This is a genomic window from Akkermansia sp. N21116 (assembly GCF_029854705.2).
GTDB lineage: Bacteria > Verrucomicrobiota > Verrucomicrobiia > Verrucomicrobiales > Akkermansiaceae > Akkermansia.
Map to the genome: position 1 here is coordinate 1,178,334 of NZ_CP139035.1, position 22,026 is coordinate 1,200,359.

Annotated in this window: 26 protein-coding genes and 1 tRNA gene; 12 read left to right on the plus strand and 15 right to left on the minus strand. The window is 44.3% G+C overall.

Annotated elements, in window-relative coordinates; genetic code table 11:
* The first annotated feature begins 5 nt into the window (after positions 1-5).
* The 4 genes from QET93_RS04405 (at position 6) to QET93_RS04420 (ending at position 2,438) form a co-directional block, all read left to right on the plus strand.
* The gene (locus QET93_RS04405; RefSeq protein ID WP_280132703.1) at positions 6-488 is read left to right on the plus strand and encodes a hypothetical protein; all 483 of its coding nucleotides are present in this window, start codon (positions 6-8) and stop codon (positions 486-488) included.
* A complete protein-coding gene (locus QET93_RS04410; protein ID WP_256151000.1) occupies positions 475-606 on the plus strand; it encodes a hypothetical protein in 132 nt (43 codons plus the stop codon). Before QET93_RS04405 ends, QET93_RS04410 begins: the two co-directional genes overlap by 14 nt.
* Before the next feature lie 132 nt (positions 607-738).
* A complete protein-coding gene (locus tag QET93_RS04415) occupies positions 739-1,662 on the plus strand; it encodes a hypothetical protein (RefSeq protein WP_280132704.1) in 924 nt (307 codons plus the stop codon).
* A 5-nt stretch (positions 1,663-1,667) separates the two neighbouring features.
* On the plus strand, positions 1,668-2,438 hold the full coding sequence (locus QET93_RS04420) for a type IV toxin-antitoxin system AbiEi family antitoxin domain-containing protein (RefSeq protein ID WP_322190122.1): 771 nt from the start codon (positions 1,668-1,670) through the stop codon (positions 2,436-2,438).
* Between the two features lie 235 nt (positions 2,439-2,673).
* Here the strand turns inward: QET93_RS04420 and QET93_RS04425 are convergent, their stop codons facing one another.
* The 8 genes from QET93_RS04425 to QET93_RS04460 all read right to left on the minus strand — a co-directional run bounded on the left by QET93_RS04425 (position 2,674) and on the right by QET93_RS04460 (position 10,969).
* Positions 2,674-3,819 (minus strand): hypothetical protein, encoded by a 1,146-nt coding sequence (locus tag QET93_RS04425; RefSeq protein WP_280132706.1) that lies wholly within the window; start codon positions 3,817-3,819, stop codon positions 2,674-2,676.
* Between the two features lie 455 nt (positions 3,820-4,274).
* Positions 4,275-4,514: a hypothetical protein gene (locus QET93_RS04430; protein ID WP_280132707.1), complete on the minus strand. Its 240-nt coding sequence runs from the start codon at positions 4,512-4,514 to the stop codon at positions 4,275-4,277.
* Positions 4,515-4,578: 64 nt separating this feature from the next.
* Positions 4,579-6,081, minus strand: coding sequence for a hypothetical protein (locus QET93_RS04435; protein ID WP_280132708.1), 1,503 nt, complete (start codon positions 6,079-6,081; stop codon positions 4,579-4,581).
* Positions 6,082-6,683: 602 nt separating this feature from the next.
* Entirely contained in the window at positions 6,684-7,832 is a 1,149-nt protein-coding gene (locus tag QET93_RS04440) for an acyltransferase (protein WP_280132709.1), read from the minus strand.
* A 234-nt stretch (positions 7,833-8,066) separates the two neighbouring features.
* On the minus strand, positions 8,067-9,011 hold the full coding sequence (locus QET93_RS04445; RefSeq protein ID WP_280132710.1) for a hypothetical protein: 945 nt from the start codon (positions 9,009-9,011) through the stop codon (positions 8,067-8,069).
* Between the two features lie 343 nt (positions 9,012-9,354).
* Positions 9,355-10,104, minus strand: coding sequence for a serine/threonine-protein kinase (locus QET93_RS04450; protein ID WP_280132711.1), 750 nt, complete (start codon positions 10,102-10,104; stop codon positions 9,355-9,357).
* A 25-nt stretch (positions 10,105-10,129) separates the two neighbouring features.
* Positions 10,130-10,555 (minus strand): hypothetical protein, encoded by a 426-nt coding sequence (locus tag QET93_RS04455; RefSeq protein WP_280132712.1) that lies wholly within the window; start codon positions 10,553-10,555, stop codon positions 10,130-10,132.
* A 66-nt stretch (positions 10,556-10,621) separates the two neighbouring features.
* On the minus strand, positions 10,622-10,969 hold the full coding sequence (locus QET93_RS04460) for a hypothetical protein (protein ID WP_280132713.1): 348 nt from the start codon (positions 10,967-10,969) through the stop codon (positions 10,622-10,624).
* A gap of 169 nt (positions 10,970-11,138) precedes the next feature.
* Between QET93_RS04460 and QET93_RS04465 the strand changes: the two genes are divergently transcribed.
* From QET93_RS04465 to QET93_RS04490, 6 genes are all read left to right on the plus strand, one after another.
* Positions 11,139-11,435, plus strand: a complete 297-nt coding sequence (locus tag QET93_RS04465; protein WP_280132714.1) for a TRL-like family protein — start codon at positions 11,139-11,141, stop codon at positions 11,433-11,435.
* Positions 11,436-11,550: 115 nt separating this feature from the next.
* Complete coding sequence (locus QET93_RS04470) at positions 11,551-12,069, plus strand: hypothetical protein (protein ID WP_280132715.1); 519 nt, start codon at positions 11,551-11,553, stop codon at positions 12,067-12,069.
* A 30-nt stretch (positions 12,070-12,099) separates the two neighbouring features.
* Positions 12,100-12,702 (plus strand): hypothetical protein, encoded by a 603-nt coding sequence (locus QET93_RS04475; RefSeq protein WP_280132716.1) that lies wholly within the window; start codon positions 12,100-12,102, stop codon positions 12,700-12,702.
* Positions 12,696-13,235 carry a hypothetical protein gene (locus tag QET93_RS04480; protein WP_280132717.1) on the plus strand — a complete coding sequence of 180 codons (540 nt, stop codon included), beginning with the start codon at positions 12,696-12,698 and terminating at the stop codon, positions 13,233-13,235. Before QET93_RS04475 ends, QET93_RS04480 begins: the two co-directional genes overlap by 7 nt.
* A gap of 7 nt (positions 13,236-13,242) precedes the next feature.
* Complete coding sequence (locus tag QET93_RS04485; protein WP_280132718.1) at positions 13,243-13,689, plus strand: hypothetical protein; 447 nt, start codon at positions 13,243-13,245, stop codon at positions 13,687-13,689.
* A gap of 32 nt (positions 13,690-13,721) precedes the next feature.
* Positions 13,722-14,333 (plus strand): hypothetical protein, encoded by a 612-nt coding sequence (locus QET93_RS04490; protein WP_280132719.1) that lies wholly within the window; start codon positions 13,722-13,724, stop codon positions 14,331-14,333.
* A gap of 1,690 nt (positions 14,334-16,023) precedes the next feature.
* Here the strand turns inward: QET93_RS04490 and QET93_RS04495 are convergent.
* From QET93_RS04495 to QET93_RS04520, 6 genes are all read right to left on the minus strand, one after another.
* Positions 16,024-16,959 carry a hypothetical protein gene (locus QET93_RS04495; RefSeq protein WP_280132720.1) on the minus strand — a complete coding sequence of 312 codons (936 nt, stop codon included), beginning with the start codon at positions 16,957-16,959 and terminating at the stop codon, positions 16,024-16,026.
* 10 nt (positions 16,960-16,969) lie between these two features.
* On the minus strand, positions 16,970-17,449 hold the full coding sequence (locus QET93_RS04500) for a hypothetical protein (protein WP_280132721.1): 480 nt from the start codon (positions 17,447-17,449) through the stop codon (positions 16,970-16,972).
* Positions 17,450-17,470: 21 nt separating this feature from the next.
* Positions 17,471-18,613 (minus strand): helix-turn-helix domain-containing protein, encoded by a 1,143-nt coding sequence (locus QET93_RS04505; RefSeq protein WP_280132722.1) that lies wholly within the window; start codon positions 18,611-18,613, stop codon positions 17,471-17,473.
* 195 nt (positions 18,614-18,808) lie between these two features.
* Entirely contained in the window at positions 18,809-19,069 is a 261-nt protein-coding gene (locus QET93_RS04510; RefSeq protein ID WP_280132723.1) for a Txe/YoeB family addiction module toxin, read from the minus strand.
* Positions 19,066-19,335: a type II toxin-antitoxin system prevent-host-death family antitoxin gene (locus QET93_RS04515; RefSeq protein ID WP_280132724.1), complete on the minus strand. Its 270-nt coding sequence runs from the start codon at positions 19,333-19,335 to the stop codon at positions 19,066-19,068. The genes QET93_RS04510 and QET93_RS04515 overlap by 4 nt, the downstream gene beginning before the upstream one ends.
* 177 nt (positions 19,336-19,512) lie before the next feature.
* Positions 19,513-19,602, minus strand: a tRNA-Ser gene (locus QET93_RS04520).
* Positions 19,603-19,739: 137 nt separating this feature from the next.
* Here QET93_RS04520 and ruvB point away from each other — a divergent pair.
* Positions 19,740-20,762, plus strand: a complete 1,023-nt coding sequence (ruvB, locus tag QET93_RS04525; RefSeq protein WP_280127050.1) for a Holliday junction branch migration DNA helicase RuvB — start codon at positions 19,740-19,742, stop codon at positions 20,760-20,762.
* A 43-nt stretch (positions 20,763-20,805) separates the two neighbouring features.
* Here ruvB and QET93_RS04530 read toward each other — a convergent pair whose 3' ends face one another.
* Positions 20,806-20,964 (minus strand): hypothetical protein, encoded by a 159-nt coding sequence (locus QET93_RS04530; protein ID WP_280132725.1) that lies wholly within the window; start codon positions 20,962-20,964, stop codon positions 20,806-20,808.
* A gap of 40 nt (positions 20,965-21,004) precedes the next feature.
* Here QET93_RS04530 and QET93_RS04535 point away from each other — a divergent pair, with 40 nt between their 5' ends.
* Positions 21,005-22,021 (plus strand): beta-ketoacyl-ACP synthase III, encoded by a 1,017-nt coding sequence (locus QET93_RS04535; protein WP_280127051.1) that lies wholly within the window; start codon positions 21,005-21,007, stop codon positions 22,019-22,021.
* Positions 22,022-22,026 lie beyond the last annotated feature (5 nt).

The following is a 22,026-nucleotide window of genomic DNA, read 5'->3' on the forward strand; positions in this document are numbered from 1 at the left end:
GAGACATGAAGACGATGCCCATCATCGCGCAACTGCGTTCCACGAGCGGATACGATACGGACGCCCCGTATGTGTATCTGGAATTGGACACAGAACTGTTGGACCGGATCGAAAAGGCGGTGTCGCTTTACGGCAGGCATCAGCATGATCCCTCACTGAGATTAAGCAAATTGACGATTCACGGGCCGTCCATGACGGCTCTGGTGAACCTCCCGGAATTGACGGAAGAACAGCAGAAGTCTCTGGACGAAGACGAAAGCATCCTGCTGGATTCGCCGATTCCGGAGACGGAACTGGATGTCCTGGAAAGCTGTATCCGGCTCTGTGGTGAAAGCATCGACATCCTTGATGCACGGTGCCTGTATGCCATAGCCTGTAATAAACATACAAGGGACATGTATGAAGCCAATATCGGAGCCGTACTGAGACATCTGCTCGAGTCCCGCCATCATCCCGGAAAGGAGGAGTTGCCTGATGCTGACGATTGAGAAGTACAAGGGCACCCGCTTCTGGGCTGTCTTCCGCGACGGAGAACTGTTAGCCGTGACCGTGTACAAACGGGGAGCCGAGGCGATCGTCAGGACGCTGGAAGCCAGGGACGGATAAGGCCGCCATTCAGCAGCTCTTCTTCATGATGAAGTCGGGCTGTTTTTTAGCTGTCAGTCATGAAAAATCCTTTGTGTTCAAGCTGAATATCAATGTGTTGCTTTTTGTAGGCGTGGAATTTAAAATTCCTTCATGAAACGCGCAATCATCGAAAGAATCGCCCCACTGGTTCCTCATCCCGATACATGGCTTCTCCCGGATAGTGATGATCCCGTTCTCCGGGTCATCCCTTCGGAGATGGCGAACAAAATCAGGAGGATTCAGACCTTGCTGAAACGTCCCGATGCCGGCTGGATCATCGCCAGGTCATATGCCCGGGAAGAACTCATGCCTCCTGCCTGGTTCAAGGAACAGACAATACGCAGAACAATCAAACTCCTCATGGGTAAAGAAAACAATGCCGTCCTGATGGAAGCCATCGCTCTTTCAGGCGAGATGGCAGCAGGGGCACGCAATCTTATTCACGCCCTCCTCCTGAATGACGGATGCGATTACGATGAAATCAGTCGCATCAGCGGCATCTCCCAGGAGATTGTTCGTGCTCACGAAGAACTCTTCTTCAATGTCAGGGATCGCCGGGATGAACAAACCTACCTCTCCGGCATTGTCTACCCCAATGGAAGGATCGACGAACTGCGTCCCGATTATTTCGACGCGGCGGGCAGCAGGGAATTGCTTCTCCGGACTGGATTCAACAGCACCGTCAGGCAGACGGCCTTCCTTGCCGGGCTGCAAATGACCAGCCCCTATGCCCAGGGAAACAATACCGAGAAAACGGACAGGATCTGCCGGGACATGCTGGAACGGGCTGCCATGGCAACCGGAATGGGCATAGCTAACAGCTCCCGGCATCCCCTGGGTCCTGTCATCAGACAGGTCGCCGTCAATGCAGCGCATCAGGTCAAGCCCGATGGATTTGGTCAACTGATCAGCCTCGGGGATACGATGAAGCAGGAGCTGGAACAACTTGCCCGGAACAAAGCGGAAGCCCTGAACCGCAACATGAACGACATCCCCCGGGAACCGGTTCCCCTCACCTCCAACCACGAACAATAATGAAGATGACGAAAATGCAGAAAATGAACCAGCTACCTGTCCATGCCGTGATGACGACGAAGGAACTCAGGCAGCGAGGCTTTACCAACCAGGATCTGACCCGTGCCGGGAAAGAAGGTGTTCTTGTCCATTACGGGTACGGAGTTTGGGCTCGTCACGTTCCTCTCTGTCTGTATGAAGCGCTGAAAACATTCCAGAAAGAATCGCAGAGTTGCCACATAGGTGGACGAACCATTCTGCACCTTCTGCTCGGGGCGCCTAAACCGGAACGAATACAATTGTTTGATCACCGGGAAGCAGGAAAGTATCCGAATGCTTTTAATTATTCGGGGCGGATTCAGACAGTTCCATGCAGAATATTCAACGACGAATACTTTTTTGATGAATGCTGCGGTATCATCGAACGTGACGGACTGTACTGGTCTACTCCTGCCCGGGCATTGCTTGAGAGCATTGACATGATCGGGAATCTTGATGATTGCCGTATTATCATCCGGGCCATGGAGCAACTGGAAGAAATGGACATGGATGATCTGGGGCGGGTCCTGGAATGCTGCCAGAGGGAAAAGGTCAAGCGCTGGTTCTTCTACCTTGCCTCCAAGGTGTCGCAGGATTGGGCATGGGCTTGTACCCGGGACTCGGTTGTCCGGAAAGCCCTGTCGAACAGCATATATTCTCTGCAAACACCGGGAACGTACGTTTCTGATTTCAGGATCACGGTACCGGAAGAGCTGGAACGAGAATTCCCCCGTTATATGCCTTTCGGACTTTCCTGAATGTAAATGGAAGGTTGGACGGCGTTTTTTAAGAAAAATGCCATTCGGGGCGCAGCGAGCCGCCTCTCCATCGATTCAACCGGTTTCGCCTTGCTCCTTACGTCCACATAGTTACAGCCTTCGCTTCGCTCGGCTGTAACTATGTAACCCGTATCGTAGCATTGAACCATTGAGGCGTATGCTCGCTGCTTGCCCCGGAAGGCATAGCCTTCCGGGGGATTAAGAAATTATGCGTTTAACACGAATGGATTTTGTTGATGTTTGGCAAATATCGAGGAGCAGATGAAGTTCCTTTGCTAATGAAAAATCCTCTTTTTTTCAGTCGTCGTAACATTTTGGCCATTTCGTGATCGTCGATGAGGGCCATATTCAGACAGACGTGGAATTCCAGTCTGGATATGATACGTTCCACAATGGCTTTATCCTTTTCCTTGGAGACTTCTGCTCGGAGCCGTTGAAAGAAGGCAACAAGTTCTTCCATCCTCGGAGTTTTGATGTCCGGCATATTTTTGATTAACTTGTCGAAAGTTTTTTGAGAATAGAAGGCTACTCTCAAGACGAGATCGGCAAGGCCTTCCGGGAGAAAGGTGATAATGCTTTTAGACAATCCCTTAGGCATATCGTTGGTAAGGCCTTCAGATCTATTGAGTTTTAGCTCGATCCGAATAAACCTATTACTTTTTGAGTAGACCTTGGCTGCGGCATTGGCAACCTGCCGGCCTTTGCTGCCTTGCCGAAGAACACTCCCGAATGATACGCCATCCTTATCATAGGCAGGTTCCCTTAAATTGCCTTCCTGCTCTTGAGCGTGATTGCGCCTTCGGAATTTTCGTACGGCTACATTGAAAGAACCCTCCATGGCTCGCGCAGTACGTGGAGCATCATCGACTTTGAGGTGGCGATCTATCTCAGCGTAGGTTAATTGTGCCCAACCAAAGGCTTGTTGCCATGTTGAAGCAGGAGCTTTGAATAAAGGGAAGTCCGGGACTTCGGCAAGAGCTCGTACAAGATCGGCGTATAGCACGGACATCTGGACATGAATCGTGTTTTTCAGGGCCTGAATGATGTCTTCCTGAGAAAGTTTAGGATCACAGAAATTGTCGACCGTAGATTGCTTGACTTTCGGATTAGGGAAGAACGCCGTTGCTATCTGCTCGTCACTGAGGCTTGGCTGCGTCAGGAATGAATGATTGGCCAAAGCTCTGTTGACATTTATATCCAGAACGAAGATTGCTTCGAGGTACGTCCGGGGAGAGAAATAATTGTCGACAGGAATCTCTTTAACCCAATCCAGTTGGATATGCCGACAAGTATGGAGCATCTGAGGCAGTCTTGTTTTGCTATTAGTAGGCCAGAACCCGGCAAACTGTCCCGGGAGCATGGGGCTAACCAACGGAGAGAAGCTACGGTTCTGCTTGCAACATTGAATGTGCATGGAGGTTTTGGCTTTTCGAATCCGTCTGAATTCTGGATTCCTTGGCGGTTCCAGGTCTTCATGAAATCCTTTCGGAGTCGTTTCTCCGTGAAGGAGACTACGGGTAGGATCGTAGGTCCGACAACCGCTGGCTTTACGTGCAAGGGCTTTCATGTGATCGTAGATGCCTTCGGTATCCTGGATAACCGGGAATCGAAGGGCGATGACGACTTCTAGCTTGTCGATGGTTATCTGCGGGATGAACGGGATACCAAGGCAACTGCCGAGGTTTTGTGCTCTGCCACAGAGTGCGGCGGAGATGTCTGTTATTTCTGTTTGGCTCGGAAAAAGGCCATCACGGAAAGACTGATGAGATGATGCGGAATGATTATTCTTCATTGTGTGTTGATGGTTTATTTGTTTCATTTGTCTGTGATACGGAAATGACGATCCAGAGCTGTTCTTACTTCTTCAGGATCAAAGAAAATCCGTCTGCCAATCTTGTAGAATGGAATCAGACGTCTTGCCTTCCATTCCAGGAAGGTTCGCTTGTGCGGACGCGACTGCGTCGGAAACACAATGCGGATGCATTCTTCAGCCCCGACCAGAACTCTGGAAGGGGGAATGCTTTTTTCGTGGGAATGGCTCTCATTGGTAACCATGTCCCCTAATTTCCGCACAAGCGTGCGTTTGACAAAAATAATTTAAAAATAGTTTTTCCGTTATTTAATGTGTTGGGGCAATGCTCCAAATATCCATACCATCTGTTTCCGTTAACTGATTCAAATAGTGGCGTTTAACAATAGCTTCCGTGTTGCCTCCGACGATAGCGGCCGAGCCCACGGAATGGAACGCACTGACCCACGCGCTGAAGAAAGTATGCCGAAGCTGATCGTGGGAAAGGGAAAAATGTCTCCTGATATGCTTGATAAGACGATCATGATTGGACGGAAGAATCGGCCCGGTGTATCGCTCAAGCCATCTCCTGAGATTAGGCTGGATTTTGACTTGTCGATACGTGTGTGTCTTGGCAACTTCGGGCGGGATGTGAATGATGCCATTCTTCAGGTCGATCAATTCCTCTGCTCGCTGGGCAAGTTTATGCAGTTCTCCGCTTGGCCCCGTACGCAGACCGGCGAACAGAGCTAATGCGAAGTAGCGACAAAGCTTCCCATTATCGTAGTTCTCAACATAAGCCATCAGTTCCCGGCATTGTTGAGGAAGAAGAATAGCTGGACGTCCTCTAGTCACTGTTTTTTTCGAAATCGGTGTAACAGGATTCGTTGAGCACCAGCCTTCTCGTACTGACAATTCGAAGAAAGAATGCAAATCCGCTCGGTAGTTATTGAATGTCTTAGGGGATGCCTTTGTTCCTGACTTACTTCGGACAGAGTTTAAAAAATCTATAACGTGTTCTGTTTTAATATAATGAACATGAATATCCTTCATATTAGGTAGTTGGGCTCGGCATTCATGAATCCAGTCTTCAAGATCGATCCTTCTCTTGGAAATAAGGTTTTCATATTGTTCCATCAAAACTGCTTGAAGCTGGCGATCTGCGATACTCGTTAGGTGGTGGATACTGCCATGTGGAGACAATTGAGCCGCGAGAGACAGGAAATGTTGGGCTTTTTCTTCAGGCAGAGTTTTACAGGCAAGACGGATCACTGCTTGAAGAGATGGCGCGTTCTCGTCCTTAAGCTGGTAACGAACTTGCTCCATCTGCCTCTTGATTGCGACCTCTTGTGAAGATAAGTAGATCCATTCACAAAACAACGATAAGGTCGACTTGAGTTGCATGAGTGATCTGGCGCGAATTGCCTCGGATTCTTTTTTTCTTTCAAGAAATTTCCTAATGGCATCATCGAGAAGAATACCTCCTTCAAGTAAAATGGGAGAGTATTGCTCAAGGAAAAAATTGACAGCTTCCGTAAGTGTAAAATTGGGTTGAAGACGTTGAATACATGCCTGAGCTTCCTGAAGTTGTTCGTCCGTTAATGGTGTAAATACTGTACGAATTGGGACGGACTCATTGATGAGTTCAACCTGTTTTCTAGCCTTGAACGTTTCGGCATCTTTACGGTTTGCGAATGTTTTGACTTGTGGTTTCCCATTAAGAGACCATCCTTTGACCCGGAACATAAGACTCTTCTTGCCCCGGGTGTTGATAGTGGTTTCCTTGATGTAAAGACCACCGTGCTTGTTCGGGATGAGCGATTCTCCTTCCATGAAGGTATAGTAACAAACGCTTCAGAAAAAGTAAGTCAAAACGTAAGTCGTTTATAAAAATTCTATGAAATTCAATAAATACTTCAATCTCATAACCTGAAGGTCACAGGTTCAAATCCTGTTCCCGTAACCATTTGAAAAACCCTGCAAGCTTTCGGCTTGCAGGGTTTTTCGTGTCTAAGGCAGCTTGATCCAACGTCAAAATGGGGGGAAACCGTTGTTTTTGAGGATATACCTCGGAGACGATAGTTGACCAAATTCCTGCATCCGTAGGTTTTTTGCTGAATCTTCTTTTCCTTAATTGTTCTTGAGTTACTCTTCTTATTGCATGTCATAGACTAATGGATATAGCGATCCATCACGGAGGCCTGATTCGAACGATATATCCAGGAACGAAAAGGAGGGAAACATCCAGCTCGTGACAACGAGAAACTCCTCTAGTATGTCCGTGAGAATCTATCCCAAGAGCTTCATTGTCCTGCCGTTTTTTTGCACGGAAATTCTAAGACGGATCACATAATCCTGAAGGATGACGGATTGTTGTCAATAACCAATCTTAGGGCGGCTGGATGCAAGTAACGCATCAAAGAAGCAATACTGAGTTAGTTTTTTGCGCTGATTTTTTTCTTCAGGAATCTGTCTGTTAAGTATTTTCGAACAGGCATATCGTACCATCTTAAGCAGACATAGGCTAAAACGATGCTCCCGATTACAACTGCTACCGCACCGGGCAACGATTCTCTGAAGGTAAGATTTCCGTTCTTTACCCATGCATAATACAGGTAGATAAAAGGGTAGTGTACCATATACAGAGGGTAGGATATATTTCCCAGGAAGTTGCATATTTGCCTCGTAAAGTTGTCGGTTGTCTTGCCCGAGGCACCGAGATAGACGAGAATGGGGAAAAAGACGGCGAAGCATGCGGTATCATACACACCGTTCATCCACAGATGTTCTTCTCCGCCTATACGTGGAACGGACAGGAGGGCGACGATAGCCAGGCTGCAGATCCAAAATGCTCCTTTAATGTGAATAGGTTTGAAGAGCCGGATGAGAAGTAATCCCGCAGAGAAGGAAAACATGAGCCGCAGGAATCCTCCGGTAAAATCCGTCCCGTTTAGAGAGAACCCGGCGCATATGTCGCCGTAAGGTCCCAGTATTGCAAACGTTGCCAAACCACATCCGGCAACGAAAACCAGCAAGGATAGATTTCTGGTCGAAAGCTTGCGGATGAACAGGGCATAGAGGATATTGCCTATGTATTCGAAAAACAGAGACCAGCTTGGGCCGTTCAAAGGATACATTTCCCCCAATCCTCGAATTTCCGTCCTAGGAGTTGCAGGGATCAGTAATGTATTCACAAATGTAGCGATGAACAGAGCCGTAATGCTTACTACCGATACGTCCCATACGGAACACCCCTGGAAATAGAACATGATTGCTCCGATGACGGCGCCCATGACAACCATCGGATGCAGGCGTATGACTCTGCGCTTGAGGAATTCCTTGATCCCCATTTTTCCCCAGCGATCATCATAAGCATAGCCGACCACGAATCCTGACAAGATAAAGAAGAAGTCGACAGCCAGATAACCATGGTTGATTCTTTGGTCGACATGGCTGGTGGCAAAAGCTTCGAATATATGGAACCATACGACCGTGATGGCCGCCACCCCGCGTAACCCATCAAGAATATTGTAATGCTTTTTTGTATCCGCAAATGCAGCCGTAGAGATTTGTGCTTCTAGCATGGAATAAAATTCTGATATTCTAAAATGGTATCTTGGAAATGTGTTTCCTTGAATGGATGATACCGATATGTTCCTCGTTAATACGCGCGAGGCTATGTACTTCTTTCACTCTTGGAGAGAAACGAGAATTCTGCGCGCCATTCGCAAAATTGGTTTGTACAAATTTCTCTCTAAGAAAATAACTTTCCTTGTTGTTCCGGTAGTTGCTGTTCCCGGATGATCTTGGAGACAAAATTATTCTTCGGATTTCATGACCTTTTCAAAAAAAGACTGAGGCATGATTCCTTTGTCGGATCCGGTTTCCCGAGCATCTAGAAATTTAAATTCTATATTCCTCAAGATTCTGTCCCCTCCGTCATATTGAGTGGCGATGCCTGCACTGGGCTTTGTGAAATGAAGAAGGAAGTAAGATTCCCCCTTTTTGTTCTCAAGATCGGAAAACTCTACGATTGCGTTCCGATTATCAATGATCTTGTAAATGTAGCTGCCTACTTGATTTTGATACTCGCATGTGTATGGAGAAACAAAAAGTACTGCTCCTTTCATGGAAAGATAGGCTCCTTGCAGCCAGTCCTTCAATTGATTGGATTCCTGCAATTTCTTCTCAATGAAAAGTTGTTCTTCGTTAGCAGGCAATCCCGTTTTTCCTTCCGTCAAATGGTATTGGATATGATCCGCACTGAATTGCAGAGTTTTTCCTACAATGGATTGGGGAGGATTGGATGAAACCTGGCTGGAATCTTCCAGATCGGGAAAAAGGAGGGAATTGACTTCGGGAAGTTCCTTCTTCCGGAGATGCGGCTTATCGGTTTCCAGCATGAACATGACGTTGCCGATCAGTTTTTCTTCTCCGTCCGTATAAACGGCCATTCCCGAATCGGGAGTTGTGAAGTGGAGAAGGATATGAAGATTGGGGGCATCTGGGCCATCATACCCTTGAAGAATAATCATCCCCTTGTCCTTGCTTAGTTTCTTGTAGGCATAATCCCCCGATTTGCCCAATCCGGCGCTCCATGCTGAAGGTGCCGTAAATTTTAATGTTCCATGTATAAAATTTTCGCCTTCTGATCCTTTTCTCCATCCTGCAAGTTTCTGGTAGTGCAATAACTGCTGTCCTATCGAATAGTTGCTTTCCGCTCTCAGGGAAAGATAAGTCGAAACGGGATGTTCCGAAGACATGGTTAAACGTGTTCCCATCAAGGAAAGCGGAGCCTCTGGAATAGGATGGGGATTATCAGATTGATAGGAAGAAGGATGCTGTGGGGATGAAACAGAGTCCGAAGGTAGATTGTCGCGGGTTGTGTTATCAGGTGTTTTGGGCGCTTGCTCAGGAAACAATACTTGCGGTAGAAGCGGGCTTTTTTCGCTTGGAGCATTCCCGTTTCCAATCATGAGAAATATGCCCGCCAGTACGGCAACGGTAAAACAGGCAAGAGCCGTCCATAAGATCCAATGAAAGGATTTTTTCCCCGAAGAAGATAGAAGATGAGATTTCCATTCCTTCGCTGATTGTAACCTGTCCTCAATGTCCAGTCTGGTTGCTTTCTTTAGCGGGCTTGGGATACGAGTCCAGCTTTTCCCCTAAGCAACTGATAAATGATCTTCCCAGGGCAAATAAATCAGACCAAGGTCCCATATTCCCATGTCCCGAATATTGTTCAGGAGGAGAAAAGGCAGGAGAGGCCATAACAGTAATGGTTTCCTGAGGCAATCCATCCAAGGCTGCACCGAAATCCAGTAGGACAGGTTTTCCGCTCTCCTTGACGATGATGTTTGAGGGCTTGATATCCCTATGGAGGACTTCCTTTGAATGCAGATAATCGAGAATATCCAACAACTGAAGCAGAAGATCCTGTACGACTTTACTGTCATCGGCGTGTTGTTCCAGCCATTGATCCAGAGTACAGCCTTCCACCAGGGACATTACTGCATAAGCTGTTCCCAATGCCTGGAAAATATCATGGATACGGACAATACCGGGATGATCCAACGCTGCCACAATACGGGCTTCCTTGCAAAATGAATCCAGGGAACGGTTATAGGCCTTTCCCCAAGAATCATCGACGGGAATTACTTCTGCGTTTTCCTGATTCCTTTTGCATAAACCGGATGGAAAATGTTCTTTCAGGACGACTTCACGGCCAAGTTGCCGGTCTATCGCCCAGTAAGTGATGCCGAAGCCGCCTTGACCCAGGACTCCCTTGATCTGGTAATTCCCCAGTTCGGTATCTATAGGAAGATAATTATTGGGAGAGAAGAGAGACGGTTCCATGGAAGGAAAGGCATGGTGTTACCCGTCAGGATTGAGGAGGCAAAACAACCTTTTGACTTTTCAAAGGCAAGGAAGGATTTTCTTCGGTAACCAAACCGGAAATAGCCTTCGCCACCATTTCTCCCAATGTTTGACCTTGTTTGGTCGCCTTGGATTCCAGCTTATTATAGAGAGTAGGGGATAACTTGACCGTCAAAGTCAATGAGGCGTCTACTTCCACGCCTGGCGTATCAATAGGATTCAATGAAGGAATGGAAACCGGCAATTGAGCCATTACCCTTCCTATGAGCTGCTGCTTCAAAGGAGGAATTGTCTTCTGGGACATCCAATTCCTCACCGTGATTTCAGAGACTCCACATTGCTCAGCCATCCATTTATAATCAAGACCCTGGCTTTTCAGCCATTGCTTGACTTCGTTTTTAAAACCGGCCTGATCCCCTGCGTGACTCATGCTACTAATGTACCACCATAATCCGAAAAGACAAGACCGCCTTATCTCCAATAGATACAAAAGCAATCAAGGTTCCTTACCAAGGGCGTCCAGTTTCCTTGCAATCAATTCCCCGACAGAACAACCGGCCTCCATGGCTTTTTTGCTCAATGCCGAATAATCTGACAGAGGCAATTCCATCTTGAGTCCCTTCTCCTGATCACCGCCAAGGAAAGAGACCCTATTGTAACACCGAACATAGCTATCCAGAACATCTTGAAAAGATTTTGGAATCTCCTTTTGCGACATCCATTTGCGAACAATGCACTCCGGAATATTACATTCAGAGGCAATATGAGAACATGTCAACCCTTTTGATTCCAATAATTTATTCCTAGCTTTCATCGACATTCGAATGTTTTCAAACTCGCACATGGACGCATGATGCCACGAAAAAACTCATTCGTAAATTATCTTTTAGAGATAAAAATTGTTTATAGGAATCGCAAAAAGAGACATAATGAGGTCGTTAGCTGAGAACGACTCTGTGATTTTCAGAGGATGTGCCTTGGCGACCACCAATAGAACATCAACCAATACAATCATGAAGAAGTTACTCATATTACCTTTAGTTGCTGCTACAGGCGCTTTGTCCAGCTGCGTTGCTCCCGTAGGACTCGTATATTCTGATATCAATTTGCCTTCGGGGATTTCCTCCGCCCCCGGTAAAAAAGTCGGTAAGTCTCAATCAAGATCATATTTTGCCTTGGTCGCAACAGGCGACTCATCTGTAGAGGCGGCTAAAAATAATGGGGGTATAACGTCTGTTTCTTCCGTGGACACAAAAATAGAAAACATTCTTGGAGTAGCAAAATACACGACAACAGTTACAGGCAACTAATTACACAATGAATGCGGTTAGGGCTTTGAATTTTATCCGCATTCAAACTAGAGAAACCACTCTGAATCATTCAGAAACTTTTCACTCCAACAATCAATCCAATAGAATTCTAATCATGAACAAGGTAGTGTTACTTGGAGGTATTTGCTCCACTTTATTCTGCAGCTGTACAGGCACAAATACCCCAGATGGTAATGAAGCAACGACCAATGCAACCCAATATGCAAAATCTGCAGAAGTGCCTGTTTCTTTGAATGGGTACACGCTAATTATGAATAATAGAGGTGCGACGTCTACTATTCTTGGAAATGGACCTTTGAATGAAGTAATCGCACAGAAGCTCGAAAACTATGATAGCAACAAGAACAGGGTATGGAATGCATGCTCTTCTGAAGGACTCATTTCACAGGTCGATTTTTCTAAAAACATGTGGAAGATAGGTAGGAATAGTGGAAACTATACATGCGAAAAATTAGGAAAAGACAAGTTGTATGTCGTATTAGAAGCTGACGATGATTGCTTGTATGAAAGTATTCATATGTTATTGAAATTCAATACATCATATGCAGGTTATGCTGTTTATACAGGTGAAGAAGCCATCTACAAAAACATCCAATTCCAATTGAAAAAGTAGAATTGTCTAATCATTCAATTAAGAAACACCATGAAGACTTTGTTATCAGTCCTCGTAGCAGGAATTTGCCTATTGTCACCATCATGTGCAAGTTGTGAAAAGGCATTAGAAAATCAAACGCAGACAAATACCTTGGAAGGTATTAAAGTTCCTTCTTCCTTAGAGGGGGCAATAGTAGAAATAACCTATCAGGATCAGCAAAGCGGAGAATCCGATACACTATACTTCACCGTCCAAAACAAAGTTACCTATATAACTGGAGAAAATCCTAAGCTGAACGGAAAGCCGAAAATCAGGAAAAATGGAAAAGACCGATATGAAAGAACTACATATGTGGATCAATCGGGCAATGGCTGGGGTAATTGTGATAAATTTAGATATTCGGCAAAAGGAAGCCAAGCTCAGTTATTTCTGAAATATACCGCTCGGCATGAATATCAACTCTGTCAATCAGCCCGTAAGAGCATGGATAACGGATACGTTGAATATCTTTATCAGGATACCGCTGCCGTTTTCACCATAACCAGCAAGAACGGAAATGTTTATGAAGGTACTATGCATGGAATATATGGATCGCCAGACATGCCTCAACCTCCCTTCAAGATTCTAAAAATAAAAATTACTGCATGGTAATGATCAATTCTGCAATACAAGAGGGGATGTATGTCCGTGTTATTGGGGCATCAGGTCAAACTCTGTTTACCAGAAAAGGTGAACTACTTGGATTCACCGGCATGTCAGTAACTCTCAGAAGAGGCGATACGGTCTACACTTGCGATCCAAAAGGAACCACACAATCCACCAATAGATACCAGGGAGGAAGAACCGCTTATGATGATTTGGTAGATGCCGACGAAAGCAAACCCCGTCGAACCTGGACTAAGGGAACTCTTAGCCTTTATCTGCTTTTCGGCTGGTTGATCAAAATCGGAGCTGGCTATCGGCTGTACAAACTCCTTGGAGGCTCGCATGGTCAACTGACTGTAGGTGAAACAACACGGGAATTCACCAAAAGAACACGGAAGGATGTCGGTATCTGGCTGATGTCGGTTTTCTTTTGGATCATTTGCATAGTTGGCGGCTTATTAGCCCATCATCAATTCAAAACCTGGATGGGACAGAATGATTCCCCATCTATCGAAACGTCTACAATTAGCGATCTCTAATAAAAACATGAAACAAATACTCAAATTACTACCTTTCGTCACATTGGCGTTGATAACGTCATGTGAAAACTCCACCTCATCAGATTCCCATAATCTCGCTGAAGCACCAGAATCCCTGGATGGATTAACTTTTGAGGGTGAGATGTATGTTGATTACAAAGAAGGAGAAGGCTTTGAGCTGGAAGCAAAGAATTTTGTTTTTGCCAATGGAGCGGTAACTTTTGATGCAATCGAATATGATTCCAATGGCAATACCACACCCCGACAAGTTGCTGGTCCATACCAATACGAGAAGACAGGAACTCAGACAGGTACATTGTCAACATCAACAAATCCGGTCAGTTTCAATCTGAATCTCATATTTTCAGGTAATAACGTTACAGCGTCAGGAACAATGTCTGAAACTTACGGTTCCGGCTATTACCCTGCAAAAGGGGCATTTACAATCAGATAAGCAAGACGGACATCAACAAACCATTCACAACTATGAACGACAACAAGCAATCAAGCACAATCGATAGATTTCTAAATCTCTCGTTTCATATAGGAAAATTTACCTCAGCGATATTCCTAGTTATCTTCCTACTGTTGTTCCTTTTCTCCGCATACAATATTGCTTTTGAGAAAAAAATGCAGGTGCCTAGATTTCAGGACATTGAAAACACTCTGGATTTCAAGGATGACAGCGGGAAAGCCGTAAAACAGGCCCCCCAGGCTGACAAGAACACGGAACGGCTGGAAGCTATTTTACGAAAATACGAATTATCCAAATACACAGAAGCGGTATCGAAAGCATTGAAGGATAAGGAACATAGTACTATTTTCCTGGATGGATTGGACGACTATCTAGCTGATGCAGAAAAGTATTACATCAAGAACAATATATCCACAGATAAGGAGTCCTATTTTCTGGAATGCATCAATACCTATATCCGTTCTTTTGCTCAGGAGGCAGCTAAGGAAGAAGCCAATCAAGTTTCTGATCAGATTCAAAAAACCGCGATGTGGATACTACTCGTTTTCTCCATGATGGCCTTCGTTGTCACCATAATCATGCCTGCACTCATTAGGATAGAAGAGAATACTAGAAAACAGTAATCCATAACCCCAATCATACAAAATCAGACGCTATAGGGTAGAGATGCCTTATGGCGTCTATTGCTATACAGGGTATGGCATACGGTAACATACCCCCTCCGAATCAAACACGATCCCCCAATTGGCAGCCTATCCCTATTTTTCCTTAACATATACGGACAAGCTTCCACATGAAGGGGGTACTTTGCCAAACACTTCAAAATTGTTTTTCCGAAAAATGGAAGACTTTTTCTCCATTAGGAAATGTATCAGGAATAAAAGGAGGAAAACCCACTTAGTCCCCCGCCTGGCAAAAATATCTTTTGAGGTGATTTCTCAGAATCACGCACGTTTTCCTCATCCCAGTTTGAAGTCCTCATAAGCAATATTGGCAAATTACCTCATCACGTCGAACCCAATCGCTTACAACCGCCTGAAATCATGGCACAATTCCTCCATGAAGATTTTATACGAAGCAGTTTTCAAAAAAATATTTTCCCTCGATCCCATGCGTCTTGCTCCCTCACATGAAATCCAAGGAGCATAAGGGTTATAGGTAAATTAATTCTAAATTGATTTCTACGGAAATTATTTTAGAAAGCAGGATAATCACAAGGTAAGGGATCAAAAAATCCTCACAAACAATTCTGGAAGCATTCAGAATAAGATAACAATTTTACTGAAATTATCCATCAATTTTTGATATCCCAATTATCTAACCTGGAGTCTCTGACTGTCTTATACAATGGGGATATGGGAGGAGTAAAAGAAGGAATAAAATGAGTTTTCGCATTCACTAATATATCATAATGAGTCAGTTGTAAAAAATATGGTCTCATACAATGTATAAGTAAAGAGGAAGAGAGAGATTTTTCTCACGTATACCTTTGTTTAATCCTTTGGAATAATTTCCGAGGTCAATTAGTTTCATACGAAGGCGTTTTTAATAAAACGATTTCCTCTTTGGATAAATTGGCTGGGATCAAGAGAGTTAAAGAGATAAAAGAATAATTAATTCTAAAATGATTTCTATGGGAATTATTTTGGAAACAAGGTAATTGGCAAGGAGAGTTGCCTGCAAATCCTCACAAATGATTCTGGAGATAGTCAGAATAAAATAACCGGATTACCGTTGTCACCCAATGGCATTTGCAGAAATACTGATGTCATCAATGGTCCTGTAAATTGGATGGAAATGCTGAAACAGCAGAAAATAGAATTCAAAAATATATTAAAATGAGTAAGTTATGAATATTTTGGTCGATATAAAATATATGGAGGATACTGAAATGTATACCGCAGTATATCTGGAATTTATTACCGAAGAAATGGCTTTGGAAATTATAAATTTATGTAAATGAGTATGTTATGGGAAAAACTGTCTTGTTCAATGGAAGAAAAGGAATATGGAGAGATTTGCCCCAGTATACCTGTAGTTTGATTCCTTGAAAGCATTACCATGGTCAATGTGTTTTGTACGAAGCTGTTTTCAAAAAAATCATTGGAAACAATTAATTCTGAAATGATTTCTATGAAAATAGTTCAGAATATTAGATCAATGAGAATAACAAGAAAAGGAGGAAATTTGAACGTATTTAGAGCTGCAATAACAATAGTTCACAACCCTGATGATCCCCATGAATTTGGGGAGTGTATGTATAGAGGAAGAAATAGAGAGAAATTTAGTGATATATTGAAGAAAAATAACACCTTATTTTGTCCCTAAAACATCATTTATATTATGAAACCATGATTTTCCTTTATGTATTACTCTTAATAATGCTTGACTCTCTTCCAAAATCTCTTTCTTAGTTTTTCGGGAAGCAATTTCCCAATTTTTTATAGAAAAAATATAGGTAGCATTGCCAGACCATGGAGATTCAAAAATAGCTAAATCTTTTTCTTTATACAATAGAACAAAATACCCGTTAAATCCTCCTATCCCTATAACACATTCATCTGGATTATGGCAATTTAATACACGTAATCTTTCGAGCAACACATTACGCCGAGCCTTTGGTACATGTGATTGAATGCTCTTTGAAAGAGTTTTCTCAATTTCTACCCATGGCTTTTTACCTAATGGCAATATTTCCCACTGTTTTTTTCGAATAGAAATTTTATCAAAAACTGTATTTAAACTTGCATCAAAAATATTACAATATCCAAATATTTCGACTATTAAATTTATCAAATGGATTATTGAATCCACAGATTCTCTTTGAAGAGAAATAGGGCGACTCACTATATGTAAGTCATCTTCTTTATAAATGAGCGTTAAAAATTCACAGGGTTCTTCGATATGTTTTCGTGGATATCTTTTCCGCTGTATAGTGATCAAAGATGACACATCGATTGGATTGTCTCTACCGTGATATTCTGTATGATTCCATAGAACATCATACGAAAAGAGTTCTTTCGGCTGATCTCTTAATACCAAATCTCTACCAAAACTATTGAATTTTGAGTATTTTCCAAAAATAGGTGATGGCAACACACATTCACCATTTTCTAATTTATCAGAAAAACCAATCCTAGATAACAATTCTTTTGGGATTTCTTTCACGGCAATTCCAATATACGTTTCTTCCTTCAAGAGACCTTGAATTTCAGAAGGTATTTTTCTTAAATGGTGAGTTATGTGCATAGTTCAATCCTTATCTTATGATTACAGTCCCTGAGAAAGCTAATCTCTCTTCAATATCAGGAGTTACATCAGTCTCAATAATGATGGGTTCTTCATTAGGGTTAACTCGGTTCCAATGATCTAAATCAAGGGTGAGTTGTAACATATCTCCTACCACTTGTTCTCGTCGAGCGTAAGCAGACTTGATCATATGAGGCCTCTTTGCTTCATCTATATCTACCCAAAATGATCCTTGGCCACTTTGATCAAATTTTACAGCATGGTAAACTCTATAATGTTGTCCTGTTTCTTTATCTGAACGAGTAACTTCTCTAGCAGCTCTAGCTAATTCTTTGGCTAATCTTTCTTCTGCAGTAATAGGTTTAGGAGGATCCCAACCTTTCGAAATAGCAAAAGACGCTAATTCTTTCATATCTATTTCCAACCTACCTGTCTCTTTCTTATAGAGTTCTATAAGGTACCTTATTTCTTTTGTCTTGTTTTGTTTCATAATTACAAGTTCATTAAGCTGTTAATTCAAAGGTACAATATTTCCCCAGCCATCACTAATGCTTTCTCTTGTCACAATAGATCTTATTTTAGCTAAATGAGAATTAAATCTATTATATGTTTTTAATTGAAATCTTAATTGTCCAGCAATTAGACCAGGATGTCTATCTATTGTTTTTGAAAAACCAATTATATCTCTATCATAAAAGAATGGTCGTTTACGGACGATGAAACTTTTAAGTTGTTTTTGAGGAACACAAAATTCTGCTGCGGCAGCATTTGCTATTGACTCTTCTTCATTAATAACACCCTCATGATCATGCTCTTCTATTTGTAAATTTACATCTAGCATAGGATTTGTTTTCCCATGTTCTTGGATAACATGTTCAAGTTCATGTCGTAAAACAAACCAAAAATTGTCTATTCGATCAAATCTAAGCGACATGCCAATAACAGGGCTTTTATCATCTAACCACAAGCATACACCATCAATTTTAGCACCTTTTAAAGTCTCAACAATTACGAAGCGAATCCCACATTCCGCAAGTATTCTAGATACTTTTCTTGTTGCGACTGGAGAAACTAATAATTCTTTTAGTTTTGGCAGAGAGGCTTTTGCCGCAGCGAGAGAATAACGTCCAACAAGCATTTCCGAGGCAATTGCCTTAACTCTATAAATCCATGCAATTTGTGTAGGAGTCGCTGCTTTCCCTGAATCTGTTTTTTTACTCGCATGTGGGAGATTTTGAATTTCGGAAAAGGAGTCTGTTTGAAAAAAATTCAATAGTTCTTTTTCTACTTTTTCTACATCTTTATATGTAGAAACATTAAGCCATCCACGTTTTATCATCTCAGGTATTGGCAAAGACGCAAATAATTGTGCACGCCGAAATCTCGCAGGATCCTCTTTTGTCAATATTTGGGCTAAAGCAAGTTCGTATTTTTTTTGTAAAGTTAGAAATGCATCTGCCGGAATAGAAAAAGTATCCGATAGAGCGATCGCCATTTTAGCATCCAAGTTTTTTTTACCAGAAATAATTTTGTTTACAATAGCCTCATCTACTTGCAAAACGACAGCAAGCACTTTTTGGCTCCATCCTTTTTCTTCCAGTAAGAACTGAATGTATTGTCCAGGTGTTTGGAATTGTTGAAGGTCTTGATCCATATGCATTGCAATATGGCACATATTGCCGATTTAGAGTCAGAAGTCAATAGCCAAATTGACGATTTCGTCAATTTGACAATCGAAAGCCTTTTCTCTATCGGACTGATTTTTCCCTATACCCTTACAAACAAAAAATCGCAATATACTCATTACGAATATATTACGACGGAAAATTGATGGCGGTCAAGGATGAACCTAAATCCCATAATGCGTTTTCAAGGAAATGATTTCCAGCATATTACCGGAAACCCTGTAGATCATCCTGTGTTCGTGAGTAATGCGCTTGGAATACCATCCGGATAGGTTGTGCTTCAAGGCTTCGGTATTGCCGATACCTCCTGTTGGGTTCTTCACAGCATCGTCAATGAGAAGATTGATCCGCTTGAGAAGCTTCTTGTCTTCCTTTTGCCAATATAGATAGTCCTCCCAGGCACAAGAACTGAATCCAATGATCATTGTTCCAGAGATTTGAGATCCTCCTGAGACTTCCGAATGATGTTGCGATTGTTGTTGAGCTCTTCAATGCCCTGTTCCAGTTTCTGGGCCATATGAGGATTGGAGAGAAGTGTGAATGTTTCTTGCCAGGCGTTCCAATCGTCCAAGGGCATCATGATGACTTTGCCTTCCTTCTTTGAAATAGTGATTGGTTCGCGGTTGTCCAGGACGTTTTTGATGGTTTGGGCCAGTTCTTTTCGAGCAGCCGAATAAGTGATCGTTGTCATAACTTAATTGTACAAAAATGTTGTACAATGTAAATGAGAATTCGACGGTTATATGACACAGTGATATTCGCTTATGGGGATGATAGAACGAACGCGTTTTTCCCCATTTCTTCCCCATAACCCTGTAAACAAAAACCGCAATATATTGACATACAACATATTGCGATGGAAAATTGATGGCGGACAGGGAGGGATTCGAACCCTCGGTACTGTTGCCAGTACACACACTTTCCAGGCGTGCTCATTCGACCACTCTGACACCTGCCCGTTTGTAGGAAGTGGGCGGAGTCTAGGTGGGATGGGGGCGGATGACAAGACAAATTTGTAGTTACTGCATTTTTTTTCAGTGGGAGGCAGTCCGTCCTTGACGGAGGAGGGGTGTTTGGGGTTGGGTTGTAACGGTTATGGGCGAATCTCTTTATACCCGGATGGCCGAGGCTCCGACGACTTCGTTTGATCTGTCGCTGAGACCTCCTGCGTTCAGTGAGTTCTGCGGCCAGGAGAAGATCAAGGATCGCTTGATGTTGATGGTGGAGGCGGCGCGGCAACGCGGCGATGTGTTGGATCATGTTTTGTTGAGCGGACCGCCGGGGTTGGGGAAGACGACGCTTGCGAATATTATTGCGAATGCTGTGGGGCACCGGATTCATACGACGTCCGGCCCTCAGATTGAAAAGGCGGGTGATCTGGCCGGAATTCTGACGAATTTGGAGAAGGGAGATCTTCTGTTTATTGATGAGATTCACCGTTTGCATCCGGCGATTGAGGAGTATTTATACCCGGCGATGGAGGATTTCCGGTTGGATATTATTATTGACCAGGGCCCGAGTGCTCGATCGATCCAATTGAATTTGCCGAAGTTTACGTTGGTCGGGGCGACGACTCGTGCAGGGATGTTGACGAGTCCCCTCCGTTCCCGGTTCGGGTTGGTGAACCGCCTGGATTATTATACGGCGGAGGAGTTGTGTACGATTATTACTCGTTCGGCGGGGTTGTTGGATGTGCCGGTGGAGTATGAGGGGGTTCGTCAGATAGCGTTGAGGTCGCGCGGAACTCCCCGCGTGGCTAATTCTTTGTTGCGCTGGGTTCGCGATTTTGCGCAGGTGAGGGGGAATGGGGTGATTACTTCGGAGGTGGCCGTGGCGGCATTGGGTATGATTGAGATTGATGCCGATGGTCTGGATGAGATGGATAAGCGCCTTTTGGAGGCGATGATCTATAAGTTTAATGGAGGACCGGTCGGTTTGTCGTCGCTTGCGGTTGCTGTGGGTGAGGATGCATCGACGCTGGAGGATGTCCATGAACCGTTTTTGATTATGCAGGGATATATTTCCCGGACGCCGCGCGGTCGTGTGGCGATGCCTTCGGCCTATGAGAAGGTGGGGGCGGCTCTTCCTCGCGACGGCCAGCAAGCGTGGCTGCTTTAGGTTGTCGACAGAGAGGAACTGGGGGTGGTTGCACGTATTCGTTTTATTCTTCTGCTGTGTTGTCCGGTTGTGGTTTTTCGGGTCGGATATCCGGTTGGACTTGGAAAATTTGGTTGAAATGAGAACGTTCAAGTGTGTCTGCCCGGGCGATGGTGTCTTTTCTGCTCGCCTTGACGGGGCGGATGGCATAGAATCCGCTCACGTTGCATATCTGTAACGTGTTCTCAGCAAGGTTTACTGCTATGGAAGCCACATCAGACACCCCATTCAAAAGATTGCCTGTGACCATTATCGGTACGGGTTCCTATGTTCCCGAACGCCGTTTGACGAATGCCGACTTGGAGAAGATGGTTGAGACGTCAAATGAATGGATTATTGAACGGACCGGGATTCAGGAACGCCGCATTGCCGCCCCGGGTGAGTTTACGTCCCATATGGGGACGAAAGCGGCCGAACGTGCCCTGGAGAATGCGGGGATTACGGCCGAAGATCTGGATTTGATCATTGTGGCGACGGTGACGCCCGATACGTTTACTCCTGCAACGGCGTGCTACATCCAGAATAATCTGGGAGCGAAGAATGCGATTGCTTTTGATATTTCCGCAGCCTGTTCCGGGTTTATGTATGCGATGAAAACGGCTGTGCAGTTTATCGGTACGGGGCAGGCGAAGACGGCGTTGATTATTGCCGCGGAAAAGCTTTCTACTGTGGTTAATTGGGAGGATCGTTCGACGTGCGTGCTTTTTGGCGATGGTTCCGGGGCGGCGATTCTGCGCCTTGGCGACCAGCCGGATGACGGCGCTATTCTGGCGACGGATATCGGCACGGACGGTTCCTTGCACGATTTGCTTCGTATTCCTGGTGGCGGTTCCGCTTGTCCGATTACGCCGGAAAACGCTCATGAACGCCTGGCGACGCTGGCGATGCGTGGTAATGAGACGTTTCGTCATGCTGTATTGCATATGAAGGCTGCGGCGGAAACGGTGATTAAGCGAGCCGGGTTGACTCCGGACGATATTGCTTTGATTATTCCCCATCAGGCCAATTTGCGTATTATTGATGCCGTTGCCCAAAGGCTCCGCATTCCTCAGGAAAGGGTGTTTGTCAACCTTCAGAAATACGGCAATACGTCTGCCGCCGCCTGTGCGATTGCCTTGGATGAGGCGCATCGCGAAGGACGTTTCAAGAAGGGGGATCACATTATTATCGTGACCTTTGGCGCGGGGTTGACTTGGGCTGCTGCGGCGATTCGCTGGTAATATAT